The organism is Moritella sp. F3, from assembly GCF_015082335.1.
GTDB lineage: Bacteria > Pseudomonadota > Gammaproteobacteria > Enterobacterales > Moritellaceae > Moritella.
In genome coordinates, this window is record NZ_BLRL01000013.1 from 99,373 (window position 1) to 113,292 (window position 13,920).

Sequence of the window (13,920 nt, forward strand, 5' to 3'; positions counted from 1 at the left end):
TCTAATTTTTATAGCGGGTTATTTTCGGCGATCTTCGCTAAAATAGCCTGACATACCACGGGCGCGACGAATTGCGCCACATCGCCGTTGTGGATCGCCACTTCTTTTACTAATGTCGAAGAGATAAATGAATTCTCTTCAGATGGGGTGAGGAAAACACTTTCTAAATCAGGGCTTAAGCGACGGTTCATGTTCGCAAGTTGGAATTCGTATTCAAAGTCAGATACGGCACGTAACCCACGAATCAATACCGATGCATTATATTCTTTTGCAAAATCAACTAACAAGCCACTAAACCCAACGACTTCCACATTATCTAAATGTGCTGTGACGTCTTTTGCTAATTGCACGCGTTCTTCAAGCGTGAAGAAAGGCTTCTTTGTTGCGTTAAATGCAACGCCAACAATCACGTAATCAAAAAGTTTTGCTGCGCGCTCGATTAAATCAGCGTGACCATTGGTGATTGGATCAAATGTACCTGGGTAAATTACTTTTACTGTCATGATAGCTTCCAGTATCCTAATTTTTTTCTTAGTTTCAGTTGGCGTAATAAATTTAATGGTTTGCTTTTTAGCGAATCAAAATTAAAGTTATCAACGGCATCGAGTACTCTTGCACTTGAGTTACCATCTGTATACGCATGAATGTATTCTATGTAATCATCAATTTTTCGCATGAGCTCATCAGGTTGCTTGAGGGCGTCAATTAGCGCGGATTCAATTTGTTCTGGTGAACTGACATTGATGAGGTGCTCTCCTTGCTGGTTACCTTTAAAGGTGACCACTGGTTTTCTTTGTAATAAAAACATCAATAATACTGAAGATGTATCACAAAGCATCACGTCAGCACTTTTTAATAATGGAACAACATTATCAGTTTCAATAAAAGTTAAGTTATCGCTTTCTAACGCTTTGTATTTCTCAACAATATCAGCGCCCATTTTGGGATGGAATTGCACTAGCCAACGCCACTTTCCTGATTCTGATAATTTCTTTATGGCCTCAAAAATATGTGGTGCACAAGAAAAACGCGGCGAGAATGTAGAACAAAATAACACAGTTGGTCTATTGTCTTCGTTATCAATGTAAGGATTCAATGTTGTGTCTGGTGTGAACAAAGGATCTAACGCGGGCCATCCCGTATCCACTACTTTATATGTTTGATATTTGTCAGCCAATTGCTCAAATTGTTTTGTCATGTCTTTGCCATATGAGCAATGTAAATCAAAACAACCGCGGATCCTAAAGTGGGTATTCTTACCTTTCCAATCAAGTTTACCTGCATCGAATCCATGAAATACTGTTACTTTAAGACCGGGAATGAAGCTCGGTACGACATTGCCAGGCACAAATACCGCAAACGGATTGAAGGTGTTGATCGCTTCTACTGTTGTTAACTGAATTTCATCGCTAGATAAGTAATCGGCATTAACATTTGGCTCTAAAAACCATGAGACTTCTCCACCACGGCGTCGGATCTCGGTTTGTAGTGGTCTTAATATGGCGAAGCTGTAATTTTGACTAATGTAAAAAAGGTATTTTTTTGGCATGGTCACACGACTCGTATTCAGATTTTGATTGGTGAGTAATACAAAGGTACAACTGAACGCTATATTACTCTAATTTTAATTGACGTTTTAAAGCCATTTTTGTAAGCAAGATTTGACTTTTCCAACGGAAATCGCGTCCATTAAATCAGGACCTTTCGCTCTTACACCCCATTCACTATCGGGTAAATGTTGATGATAAACTTCAGCCACATCACTTAGATTATTATAAGGACCTGTCCGTCCTGGGTTACTGTGTGCATATAAACCGACAACAGGTGTACCTACTGTGGTACTCATATGGGCAGGACCAGTATCTGGTGCGAGTACTAGGTCTGCATGTTTTAGGATCGCGAGCAGTTGTTTTAGTGATGTTTCACCGACAAGATTATTAACTGGCGCTGTCGCAAGCTCGATAATATCTTTGGCTAATTGTTTTTCACTGTCGGTAGGACCGCCACAAATAGAGACTTGGTAATTATTTTCATGCATATAATTCGCAATTTCAGCATAGCCAGTAGTTGTCCAATTGCGTTCAGCTTTACTGGCTGATGGACAAATAATAAAGTTTTTCTTTGTGTGGCTTAATTGCGAATGCGCCCATAAACTATCCTGGGTGGTAAGCGGTATATCCCATTGCGGTGGCGCTACAGGTACGCCAATGGCTTCGGCAAACGCCATAAAACCATCAAGTACGTGCGGTTGAGATTGTGGTTTGATTTTATGATTGGTAAATAACCATTGGCCTTCTTTGGCTCTGGCTTTATCAAACCCCCAACGCTGCTTTGCTTTGATGCATAAGCTCGCTACGCTGGCTCTGAGTGCAACTTGCATATGCAGTAATACATCGAATTGGCGATTATTTAATTTTTTACGCAGGTCGGTATAGCCTTTTAGACCCGTTTTTTTATCAAAAATAATAAATTCAACACCAGCGATATCCCCAACTAACATAGCCTCTATTTTACCTATTACCCAAGTTATCTTGGCATTTGGGTACTGGCGCTGAATTGCTTGTACAACAGATACAGCATGGCAAACATCACCAATTGCGGAAAAACGTAAAATACAGATACTCTGTGGAGGGGTCATATTCATCATTTCTAGTTGTTGAATGTAAAAGGCTATTATGCAAATCGTTTGAGGTAATGTAAAATTTATCGGTAAAGTTTTTTTGGAGATCACATGTTAATAGACACACAAGGCGCTCGAGTCTTATTTTTTCAGGATGAATTAAAAGGCGAAATCACCCCCGAATATTTTGATGGGGCGTATTGGCAACGGAATAATGCAATTATTGGGTCGGCATTTGGTCGTGGTATTACCTGGTTTTTCAAGATTAATCATGATGAGTTTGTATTACGCCATTATCACCGCGGTGGGCTGATTGGTAAGCTCATTAAGGATGAATATTGCTATACAGGGCTTAAAAATACTCGTGCTTACCAAGAGTTTATGGTGACACAGCAATTAGTTGAAAAAGGCTTACCGGCACCACAACCGATAGCGGGGCAGGTGATTAAACACGGCTTATTTTATCGTGCGGATTTAATTACTCAAAAAATTGCTGGCGCTAACGATTTGGTGGCTGTATTAAAAGATCGCGCGTTGAATCAAGATGATTACCAACAGATTGGCGAGATGATAAGACGTTTTCACGATGTGAATTTATGGCATGCCGATTTAAACACCCATAACATCATCTTAGATGGTGATGGCAAGTGGTGGTTGATTGATTTTGACCGCTGTAAATTTAAACCTGCAGCTGATTCATGGAAGCAAGCAAACCTAGCCCGCTTAAAACGTTCTTTTGTGAAAGAACAAAACAAAGACACTGCATTTAAATGGCAAATGTCTGATTGGGATTTGTTGCTCGCAGGTTATCAGAATTGAGCGAATATTCTAACAATGAGATATTACACTGTGTCATTTAGTAATAAATGTGCGAGTATTAACAAATCTATTATAAATCAAAGCGGTCATTTTCATGAAAACCAGAGATAAGATCATTCATACTGCACTTGAGCTGTTTAATGAATGTGGTGAGCGTAATGTCACTACCAATCATATTGCTGCGCACTTAGGCATTAGTCCTGGTAATCTTTATTATCATTTTCGAAATAAAGAAGACATTATTGATTCTATCTTTGATCAATATGTAAATTATTTAGCTGAACATTTCCAGCCTCACCGTGAAGGTGAAGTCACATTGGAAGTGATGATGAGTTATTTAGATTCTATGTTTGAAACCATGTGGCGTTTTCGATTTTTGTATTACAGCTTACCAAGTCTGCTATCGCGAGATCCGAACTTACATAAAAAGTATTTGAAATTCCAAGAAGTTTCAGCGCAACGTGAAGTCGATTTATTATTTTCGTTACAGAAAAATAATGTGGTTAATATTCCGATGGAAGATCTGGATGAATTAGCTAACTCGATTAAAGTGGTATTGGTTTCTTGGGTAAGTTACCGCACTACAATTAGTAAAGATGCGAAGGTATATAAAGCGGATATTTATCGCGGTATTCTAAAATCAATCTTTATGATGAAGCCTTACTTTACCGAAAAAGCATTGGTTGATTATCAGCATATGCGTGAATATTATTTACGTTTAGCGACGGCTGATGTGGTTGTCACTGAGACTAACGGCTAATTTGTAACGCTAGCTATATACAATATGGTTTTCTTTCATCGTCGATGATGTCGTTGACTAAGATAAACCATATTGAATAATCAGTTTATTTTGTACCGTTCTGCTTAGTGGTTTGGTCATTGCGCTGGTTAATAGTTTGGTCAATATAATGCGTTAACGTGTGCATTATTTTCTCTAACGCCCCTTTGTTTTTTTCGACGACCTGTTTTGCTTGTTTCCCCATTGTCACTGCCATTTCGGGTTCTGATATCAGTGTATTTATTTTGTTAGCTAATTCCTGCGCGTCATTAACGACAGCAACGCCTTCACAATCGAGTAATTGCGCCGTGACATCAGCAAAATTAAAGTAACTTGGACCTGTGATGCAAGCTTTTGCAAGCGCAGCTGGCTCGAGTAAGTTATGCCCGCCGACCTTATCACCAATTAAACTACCGCCCATGAAACAGATATCACTTGCCGCGAGTAATATTGGCATTTCGCCCATGCTATCGCCCAAGTAAATATCGCAATGGCTTAAGTCATCTGCTAGCTTGGTTTGGCTACGACGTTGCGTATGTGGGAAACTTTTTAAGCAGAGCGCTGCAACATCATCAAAACGTTCGGGATGGCGTGGTACTAATATTAATACGGCATCTGGGTGTTGTGTTTTTACATGCTCAAACGCCGCGAGAACGATCTCATCTTCACCTTTATGTGTACTTGAGGCGATAATAACAGGGCGCTGCAGGCCAAGCTGTTGGCGTAGTGCGAGCCCGTTATTGATGATGGCATCTGAAAATTGAATATCGAATTTTACCGTACCTGTGACAGATAGTTGGGCTTGGTTTAATCCTAGACTGCTAAAGCGGCGCTGGTCATCTTCATCTTGGCATAAAATATGGGTTATTTTTTGCAGTGGTGCTGAGAATAGCGATTGAAAACGCTGATACTTTTCTTGTGATTTCGTTGATAATCGTGCATTTACTACGATGGTCGGGATATTTTTATCTTCACAAATGGTGAGCATATTTGGCCACAGCTCGGTTTCCATGATTAAACACAGCGCAGGCTGCATGCGATTAATAAATTGTTTCACTGCGCAAGGGTAATCAGCTGGGAAGTATCTGTGCTCAATATTCCCCGTTAAGGCTGCTACGCGTTCAGCCCCTGTACTGGTTGTCGTGGTGATGAGTAACGGCTGTTCAGGATAGTGTTGTTGTAGCGCATTGATAATAGGCGTTGCTGCAATCACTTCTCCCACAGATACGGCGTGGATCCAGATTGGTTGTTGAGATTGCTTTAACTCGGGTGCGATGCCAACGAACTCTTTCCAGCGGTCACCAACAGGTGGTTTACCTTTTTTGGTTTTTAATAGCAGCGAAAATATCAACGGTGAAGTTGCATAAAGTAACGTGGTGTAGAGTGTTCGGCTGAGCATTCAATATTCCCTTCTGTATCAGTATAAGCAATGTGATAATATCATCATAAACTAATGGTTCGCTGTTGAATTGTTAAATTCGGTATTTGTTGTCGATAAAATCGAACGAAATTAAATTATATTAAGGTGTAGCATGGATAGTTTTAAACATATTTCAATTAACGAAGTTCAACAATTAGTCAGTAATAAGGGTGAACTGAAAATTGTCGATATTCGCGATCCACAGTCATTTAGCGATGCGCATATCGAAGATTCCTTGCACCTAACTGATTCGGTGTTAGGTAATTTTATGCAAGAAACTGATTTCGATACGCCTGTTGTGGTGGTTTGTTACCATGGTCGTAGTAGCCAGGGTGCTGCGCAATATTTAGTTGAACAAGGTTTTGAAGACGTTTATAGCATGGATGGTGGGTTTGAAGCTTGGCGTCGAGAATGTGCATTTGTAACAAAGTAGGTAATCGTAATGATCGAGATTGGTGTAATTAATAATCCACGTATGGCGCAGGCCTTTGTTGATTATTTAGCGGTACAAAAAATTGATGCGAAAGTCGCTCAGACCGATGAGGGATTTGCGATTTGTTTACCGGCGATGACACACGTTGAAACGGTGTCAGCAGAACTAGACTTGTTTTTAGCTGACCCTTATCAAGAAAAATACCAGGCGGCATCGTGGGATGTAGCTGACAGCAGAACGGCGAGTTTCAGTTATGGCTCGGGTAATATGCTCAGCAACTTTTTGATGCATGCTGGTAAAGTCACGCTGGTTATTTTTGCCTTGAGTTTGATTGTCTTTGCGGCAATGTACTTTAGCATGTTGACCCAAAATGAATTTATTTTTGCTGCATTGCATTTTCCGTATGATTTAAGTTTCAGTTCATTGAGTGAAGTTTGGCGTTTATTTACCCCAGCTATCATGCATTTTTCAGTGTTACACCTCGTGTTTAATTTATTATGGTGGTGGTACCTTGGTGGCTTGATTGAAAATAAAATGGGCAGTAAGAAATTATTGTTATTGTTTTTAGTTGCCGCGTTAATACCCAATATCGGCCAGTTTTTATTATCCGGACCTAATTTTGGTGGTTTATCGGGTGTGGTTTATGCCTTAGTCGGTTATATTTGGTGGACTGGTTGGTTAGCGCCGGAACAAGGTGTTAGTTTGCCTAAGCCTTATATTGGCTTTATGTTAGTTTGGTTGGTACTTGGCTTTTTCCCACTATTTGGCCTTAATGTTGCCAATGCCGCGCATGTACTTGGCTTAGTTGTCGGTTGTGCCCAAGCGTTTGTAGACCATAAATTTAAATCTTTTAACTAGATATTATCGAGAAAATAATGGAAATCATTTTACCTGACTTTAACACTGCAAAAATATTAGTCGTTGGCGATGTCATGTTAGATCGTTATTGGACTGGCGATTCAAGCCGTATTTCTCCTGAAGCGCCCGTACCTATCGTTAAAGTCGGTAATGTTGAAGACCGCCCTGGTGGTGCAGCGAACGTTGCACTTAACCTTGCTGCTTTAGGTGCTAAGGCTAAACTGCTTGGCTTAACGGGTAATGATGAAGCTGCGCAGGCGTTATCTGGCAAAATGAATGCGGTTGATGTTACTTGTGATTTTTTGCAGTTAGAGGATTATCCAACAATCACTAAATTACGTGTATTAAGCCGTGGTCAGCAAGTTATTCGTTTAGATTTTGAAGAGTCTGTTGCGGCTGTTGATACGCAACCGCTTGTTGCAAAAACGATTGCGAACTTAGCTGATTACTCGGTAATGATCGTATCGGATTATAACAAAGGTGCTTTGGTTGAAGTGCAGAAAATGATCCAAGCAGCGAAGCAACAAGGCGTTAAAGTCTTTGTTGACCCGAAAGGTTGTGACTTTGAAAAATACCGTGGTGCGACATTATTAACGCCGAATTTATCGGAATTTGAAGCGGTTGTTGGTCATTGTAAGAGTGAGCAAGATCTCGTTGAAAAAGGTCGTAAGCTCATTGCTGAGCATGATTTTGAAGCATTATTAGTTACCCGCAGTGAAAAGGGCATGACGTTGATTCGCGCTGATAACGATGAATTTCATCTGCCTGCACTAGCACAAGAAGTGTATGACGTAACCGGAGCTGGTGATACCGTTATTTCGGTTTTAGCGGCGGCTGTTTCTGCTGGCTCCTCGTTAGAACAAGCTTGCGCCCTCGCGAATGCTGGAGCCAGTGTTGTCGTTGCTAAGATAGGTACTTCAACGGTTAGCCCGCTTGAATTGGCTAATTCAGTGTATGGCTCGCACGAAAGTGGCTTTGGGGTATTATCTGAAGAACAGCTGAAAATAGCAGTTAAATCAGCGCAATTACGCGGCGAAGACATTGTCATGACCAATGGCTGTTTTGATATTCTGCATGCTGGCCATGTGTCTTATTTAAATTCTGCACGTAAGTTAGGCCAACGTTTAATTGTTGCTGTTAATTCAGATGCTTCCGTCCGCGCTTTGAAAGGATCTAGTCGTCCAATTAATACTTGTGATCGCCGTATGACGGTATTGGCTGCATTAGGTGCTGTTGATTGGGTGGTTGAATTTACTGAAGACACACCAGAGCGTTTAATCGCTAAGTTATTACCTGATGTATTGGTAAAAGGTGGTGATTATAAAGTTGAAGAGATTGCTGGCCATAAACAAGTGTTAGCAAATGGCGGTAAGGTCAATATTCTCCAATTTGAAGATGGCTGCTCTACGACGGCGATTATTAATGCTATAAAAAGTTAATACGATTAACGGCTAATCATGTGACGCGCATGTTATTGGTGAGCTAGATAAATGAAGGAGTAGGCTAAATAGCTTACTCCTTTTTTATTACATTAATAAATATTTGGTAAATAACAGATTTTCAATAACCCCTTTACCACTTTCTTGTTTCAGTAGGCTATTCACTTCATTTTGGATAAGCTTTCTAACTTCCTCTCGCCCTGTTAATGAGCGTAAATGCTGTGGTGATTGCTGACCTAATAATGAGATAATCTTATCTCTGATTAACGGCTCATGTTTTTCAATCACCTCGAGGCTATTTTTATCTGCCAACATAAATTCGACTGAGACACTGATAAAGCCAATTTTGTTGGTTTCACTGACATAGTTAGTAATAATATCAGGTTCTAAACCGAAATAAATATACACGGGCTTATCACCATTTGCTGATACGGCGGTAGGTGAAAGTGATGCAGTGATCATACATAGTAGCCAGAATAGCTTTTTCATTTACCGTATCCTTAGTTAAATGAGATGGAAAATGGCAGTGTTGTCGCTAGTATACTCATTTTCAAATGATTAATTAAATAAATCCGTGCACAACTTGTGTCCCGACTTACAATCTTAGCCTGAATAGCAGATAATTATGCCTGATTTTGTTGTTAGAAAAAGTAATTTATAATATGTCAGATAATATAAATAATAAGCAGATGCGTGAATCAAGACCAGCTCATTATCCGATTGGTTGTGATGCTAACTGGCTATGGCCAACTATATTGGCAGAGAATTTGTCTGCTAGCCTTTTTGATTGGTTGGTTGATACAGGCTCGTTAACGGCAAGGTTGAAGCAGTATTGTCAGGCCTTTACGGTCGAAATACTTATTGAAGGCAATTATCCATTATCCGATGATGAAAAAACAAAATTAAACCTAACAGAAAACATTGGCTTCGTACGAGAGGTATTACTAAAACTCGACGGTATTCCTTGGGTATTTGCGCGCAGTGTTATGCCGCTTAATGCCTTAACGGCGCCGGGTGGTGAACTTGAAAAATTGGGTGAACGTTCATTAGGTACGGTGTTATTTAGTGCGCCGGATATGCAGCGTAGTGAAATTGAAATCGCAGAGTTTGATGCTCACAGCCGCGTATATGAATTAGCGAGTCAACTTACCTCAATACCGACAATGTCGTTATTTGGTCGTCGTTCATGCTTTTTATTAGCGGGTAAATCATTATTGGTATCTGAAGTTTTTTTGCCTGACGCACTGGCATATAAATAATAAGGACGTAAACGACATGTCATTAATGACAGAAAAAGTAAAAGATTACATACAGCTTACTCGCATGGATAAACCCATCGGCACCTTGCTATTATTGTGGCCGACGTTATGGGCGTTGTGGATTGCAGCTGAAGGATTACCAAAATTAGATGTGCTGCTGGTCTTTACACTGGGCGTGATCTTAATGCGTGCCGCTGGCTGTGTGATTAATGACTTTGCTGACCGACATGTAGATGGTCATGTAAAGCGCACTGAAAATAGACCGATGGCAGCTGGGCGTATATCAAGTCGCGCTGCGTTAACATTTTTCTTTGCGTTGACCTTGTTAGCTTTCTTGCTTGTTCTGACCATGAATACATTGACTATCATGCTATCGTTTGCGGCAGTCGGCCTTGCTGCATGTTATCCATTTATGAAACGTTATACTCATCTACCTCAGGTAGTACTTGGTATGGCATTTGGTTGGGCTATTCCAATGGGTTTTGCGGCGCAACTTGATACCGTTCCGAGTTATGCCTGGTTATTATTTGTCGCTAATATTTTATGGACAGTGGCTTATGATACGTTATATGCCATGGTCGATCGTGATGATGATTTAAAGATTGGGATTAAATCTACCGCTATTTTATTTGCTGAAAAAGATAAACTGATTGTGGGACTGTTACAGCTATCATCGCTGTTATGTCTTGGTATGTTAGGTTGGTTACTGGTATTGCCAAGCGTGTACTTTATTGGTTTGACTATCGTGGCCGGATTGTTTGTCTATCAACAAACCTTGATTGTTGAGCGCGATAGAGCTTCTTGTTTTAAAGCTTTTTTACATAATAATTATGTGGGTATGGTTATCTTTATAAGCTTGGTTTTAAGTTATTTATAGGTAAAGGTTGACGATACACAGAATAATAAAAAAGGAGCCGAGGCTCCTTTTTTATTATCTTCAATATCAAATATCAGGCCGTTGCTGATTATATAAATCAAAGGTCTTCGGCATTAATGCTAGGCGTTGTTAGATTGCTGACTGAGCATTACATCTGAGATCGTTTGTTTTACTTCTAACGTCGTTAAATTTCTAACAGTGTTAGCTAACAGACTGATCTTATCTGCTTTCGCGGTACCTGTATCGGATAAGTAATGCAGTTCTTGCAGCTTATCAATAAAGATGGTCAGTACTTTCTTATCAAAGAACTCTGGCGCGCTCACACCATTGAGTGACGATAGACGCTCGGCAATCAACTGACTACGATCTTCAAGGTGAGTCCGTTCAATTACTTGGTCATGCTCTAATACTGTTAGTACGATTGCATAGCGCTGTAATGTTTCTTGGATGCTGGCAGCAAGTAGCTTCAATGACATGAGGCGTTCGTTCACCGGAGTGACGATATCATTGTCATTGTTAATCAATCCTTGTTCTTGCATTTCAGTTAACGTGTTATTAATGCAATCACTTAACTCATCTTTTGAGTACTTCAAGAATAGTTCAGCTTGAATTAGCGGGTAAAGTTGACAAACTTTAGCGTTAATATCTTCGACTGTCGTTGTCGGTGTATCTGCCACGATCGCCGCAATTAAAGACGGTAGCGCAAACAAGTGTAGAATATTATTACGATAGAAAGTTAATAATACGGCTTGCTCGTATGACATAGATAGCATTTGTCCTAAGCTATCTTCACGTACGGTGAATTTTTTCAGTGATATTGCTTGATCTAGAATTTCTTCTGCACTATTTTCTGGCAAGGTACTGAATTCACTATAAGGGTTATTGCGTAATAGTTTTAGGTAGCTATCAATTTGCTGTACTAAAATTTCTCGGCTTAAGGCCTTATGTGGTGCAGCGTGTAAAATGAGTGCACAGATAGTTAATGAGTTCACCGCGGCTGCACTATTGATATTTACCATGACTTTATTGGCAAGATCACGAGTGGTTTGCTGTAACCATTGCGGTTGCTCTTCGACAGGCATATTCATGTCATCGCGCCAGTTTTCAACGTGTTTATTTAAATATTGATTCAGGTTGATTGGTTCACCAAAGTTTACAAATGCTTGGCCGTAATTTTTCAATTTTTTAGCGATACCAAATACCTGGAACATACTTTCTTTTTTCTTATTGGCACCAGACAATTCTTTTACATAGGTGCTTACTTCCATCACATGATCGTAGCCTAGATATACAGGCACTAAGGTGATTGGTCGGTTTTGCTCTCTTAACATCGCTTGTAGCGTCATGTTAAGCATACCTGTTTTCGGTGGTAATAAACGTCCTGTACGGCTACGCCCACCTTCGGTAAAGAATTCAACCGAATAACCTTTCGAGAATAGCAAACTTAAGTACTCTCTAAAAATGGTCGCGTAAAGTTTGTTGCCTTTAAATGTACGACGCAAGAAGAATGCACCACCACGGCGGAACATAGGCCCAGCAGGGAAGAAGTTAAGATTAATACCGGCAGCAATGTGCGGTGGAATCAAACCTTCATTATAAATCACATAAGAAATAAGTAAGTAATCCATGTGGCTACGATGACAAGGCATGAATACAATTTCATGGCCATCGGCTGCAAGTTTACGCACTTGTTCGGCATTGTTTACTTTGATACCGCTGTATATTTTATTCCATAACCAGCTCATGAAATTACTGGTGTTTTTGACGAGTTTATACGAGAAGTCACTGGCAATTTCATCGATATAATCGTTGGCGCGTTTTTCAGCTTTTTGTGCTGAAATGTTATGTTCCGCTATCTCAACTTGAATCGCTTTTTTTACTTCTGGATTACGTAATAGTTGTTCAAACAATTGGTAACGATTTGGTAGTTTAGGACCCGACGCCGCTAACTTTTGACGACTAAAATGGATCTTCGCAACACGAATTAATTTTTGTGCGAGTTTCTCGTCACTACCGTGTTGATCAGCCATGAAACGCAGTGACACAGGATTATTAAAGCGAACTAAGTTGTCTTTACGGTTCAGTCCGACGATTAACGTTTTGCGCAAGCGGCTTGGTGAAATACTGTTAGCTAATGATAGCAGTGGCACTTGGCCTTCTTTTCCTGGTGCACGGCCCCAAAATAATGCTACTGGCATCAATTGAATGTCGAGGACTTTATCATCTTTGTGTAAACGTAATAATTGTTGGAATTCATCAAAAAATACGTCGGTATTTTTGGTCTTGCCAAACAGTGGGGCTGGATTATCTAAGCAAACGTGGCTAGGAATAATTACACCGTTAACTTTGATTGGTGTGAGCGGATCGGGCAGGCCTAGTTCTTTACAGGCGCGTTGTAATGCGACGAGATCCGTCATCGATTTAGTTTTCAAAGCATAAACAATAGGACGCGTTAAATCTAACTTTAACGCATCAACTGGGTTATCTGGTACGTACTGAGATTTAACTAAGCCGTTAACGAAACTTCGACTTAACATTGACGGTGTTTGTTGCATAATGGTTATCATTCTGTTATTTAAAGTGCGAGAGTGCTTACTCCAATAATATCAGATACGTGGCTATAAATCTGTGTTTAAGCACCAGCAAGCGGTTAATTCATTATTATTTTGATATACCGACTGCTTATATTGCAAACTTGATTATACTGTATATAATTACAAGAAACTGTATATAAAACCAGTTAGGGTTCATAATGAAAGCATTGACACAAAGACAAGCAGAAGTATTTGAATTAGTTAAGCAGCATATTAAAAATACCGGCATGCCGCCAACCCGAGCTGAGATTGCGAAGGAACTTGGTTTTCGTTCGCCGAATGCTGCCGAAGAACATTTAAAAGCATTAGCCCGAAAAGGCCACATTGAAATTTTAGCGGGTACCTCTCGCGGTATTCGTTTGTTGGTTAATGCTGAAGAAGCCAGTAATGAGAGTGGATTACCTTTGATCGGTCAGGTTGCCGCTGGTGAGCCAATTTTAGCGCAAGAACATATTGAGGCGCATTATAATGTTGACCCATCAATGTTCACGCCAAACGCTGATTTTTTATTGCGTGTTCGCGGCGAGAGTATGCGCAACATTGGTATTATGGATGGCGATTTATTAGCGGTACATAAAACTAAAAACATCAGTAAAGGCCAAGTTGTTGTGGCACGCGTTGACGATGAAGTAACCGTGAAACGTTTTGAACAACAAGGCTGTGAAATTTTACTGCATCCTGAAAATGATGAAATGAGCACGATACGTGTTGATTTAAACTTCCAAAGCTTTGATATTGAAGGTGTTGCTGTGGGTATTATTCGTAATACTGATTGGATGTAATCACGCTTTACCTTGGTTGTTTTGAGGATAGATAGTTAATA

At 40.1% G+C, this 13,920-nt stretch carries 14 protein-coding genes; 8 read left to right on the plus strand and 6 right to left on the minus strand.

Annotation, left to right across the window (positions count from 1 at the left end; genetic code table 11):
• Window positions 1–8 precede the first annotated feature (8 nt).
• From coaD to JFU56_RS18125, 3 genes are all read right to left on the minus strand, one after another.
• Window positions 9–503 carry a pantetheine-phosphate adenylyltransferase gene (gene coaD / locus JFU56_RS18115; protein ID WP_198438665.1) on the minus strand — a complete coding sequence of 165 codons (495 nt, stop codon included), beginning with the start codon at window positions 501–503 and terminating at the stop codon, window positions 9–11.
• A complete protein-coding gene (locus JFU56_RS18120; RefSeq protein ID WP_198438666.1) occupies window positions 500–1,549 on the minus strand; it encodes a CDP-glycerol glycerophosphotransferase family protein in 1,050 nt (349 codons plus the stop codon). The genes coaD and JFU56_RS18120 overlap by 4 nt, the downstream gene beginning before the upstream one ends.
• Window positions 1,550–1,636: 87 nt before the next feature.
• Window positions 1,637–2,638, minus strand: a complete 1,002-nt coding sequence (locus JFU56_RS18125) for a glycosyltransferase family 9 protein (protein WP_374221053.1) — start codon at window positions 2,636–2,638, stop codon at window positions 1,637–1,639.
• A gap of 93 nt (window positions 2,639–2,731) precedes the next feature.
• Between JFU56_RS18125 and JFU56_RS18130 the strand changes: the two genes are divergently transcribed.
• Together JFU56_RS18130 and JFU56_RS18135 are read left to right on the plus strand one after the other, a co-directional pair.
• Complete coding sequence (locus tag JFU56_RS18130) at window positions 2,732–3,439, plus strand: 3-deoxy-D-manno-octulosonic acid kinase (RefSeq protein WP_198438667.1); 708 nt, start codon at window positions 2,732–2,734, stop codon at window positions 3,437–3,439.
• Window positions 3,440–3,533: 94 nt separating this feature from the next.
• A complete protein-coding gene (locus tag JFU56_RS18135) occupies window positions 3,534–4,199 on the plus strand; it encodes a TetR/AcrR family transcriptional regulator (RefSeq protein WP_198438668.1) in 666 nt (221 codons plus the stop codon).
• Window positions 4,200–4,284: 85 nt separating this feature from the next.
• On the opposite strand, the gene waaA is transcribed toward JFU56_RS18135, so the two are convergent.
• Entirely contained in the window at window positions 4,285–5,616 is a 1,332-nt protein-coding gene (gene waaA, locus JFU56_RS18140; protein WP_198438669.1) for a lipid IV(A) 3-deoxy-D-manno-octulosonic acid transferase, read from the minus strand.
• A gap of 133 nt (window positions 5,617–5,749) precedes the next feature.
• On the opposite strand from waaA, the gene glpE reads away from it, so the two are divergent.
• The 3 genes from glpE to hldE are packed head-to-tail and all read left to right on the plus strand — an operon-like array spanning window position 5,750 to window position 8,367.
• Window positions 5,750–6,070 carry a thiosulfate sulfurtransferase GlpE gene (gene glpE, locus JFU56_RS18145; protein WP_198438670.1) on the plus strand — a complete coding sequence of 107 codons (321 nt, stop codon included), beginning with the start codon at window positions 5,750–5,752 and terminating at the stop codon, window positions 6,068–6,070.
• Window positions 6,071–6,079: 9 nt separating this feature from the next.
• Entirely contained in the window at window positions 6,080–6,928 is an 849-nt protein-coding gene (glpG, locus tag JFU56_RS18150; RefSeq protein WP_198438671.1) for a rhomboid family intramembrane serine protease GlpG, read from the plus strand.
• A 17-nt stretch (window positions 6,929–6,945) separates the two neighbouring features.
• Entirely contained in the window at window positions 6,946–8,367 is a 1,422-nt protein-coding gene (hldE, locus tag JFU56_RS18155; protein ID WP_198438672.1) for a bifunctional D-glycero-beta-D-manno-heptose-7-phosphate kinase/D-glycero-beta-D-manno-heptose 1-phosphate adenylyltransferase HldE, read from the plus strand.
• 87 nt (window positions 8,368–8,454) lie between these two features.
• On the opposite strand, the gene JFU56_RS18160 is transcribed toward hldE, so the two are convergent.
• Window positions 8,455–8,856, minus strand: a complete 402-nt coding sequence (locus JFU56_RS18160) for a flagellar basal body-associated FliL family protein (RefSeq protein WP_198438673.1) — start codon at window positions 8,854–8,856, stop codon at window positions 8,455–8,457.
• Between the two features lie 173 nt (window positions 8,857–9,029).
• Between JFU56_RS18160 and JFU56_RS18165 the strand changes: the two genes are divergently transcribed.
• Entirely contained in the window at window positions 9,030–9,626 is a 597-nt protein-coding gene (locus JFU56_RS18165; RefSeq protein ID WP_198438674.1) for a chorismate lyase, read from the plus strand.
• 16 nt (window positions 9,627–9,642) lie between these two features.
• Complete coding sequence (ubiA, locus tag JFU56_RS18170; RefSeq protein ID WP_198438675.1) at window positions 9,643–10,503, plus strand: 4-hydroxybenzoate octaprenyltransferase; 861 nt, start codon at window positions 9,643–9,645, stop codon at window positions 10,501–10,503.
• A 119-nt stretch (window positions 10,504–10,622) separates the two neighbouring features.
• On the opposite strand, the gene plsB is transcribed toward ubiA, so the two are convergent.
• Window positions 10,623–13,058, minus strand: coding sequence for a glycerol-3-phosphate 1-O-acyltransferase PlsB (gene plsB, locus JFU56_RS18175; protein WP_242066010.1), 2,436 nt, complete (start codon window positions 13,056–13,058; stop codon window positions 10,623–10,625).
• Window positions 13,059–13,255: 197 nt separating this feature from the next.
• Here plsB and lexA point away from each other — a divergent pair, with 197 nt between their 5' ends.
• A complete protein-coding gene (gene lexA / locus JFU56_RS18180) occupies window positions 13,256–13,879 on the plus strand; it encodes a transcriptional repressor LexA (protein ID WP_198438677.1) in 624 nt (207 codons plus the stop codon).
• The last annotated feature ends 41 nt before the right edge of the window (window positions 13,880–13,920 follow it).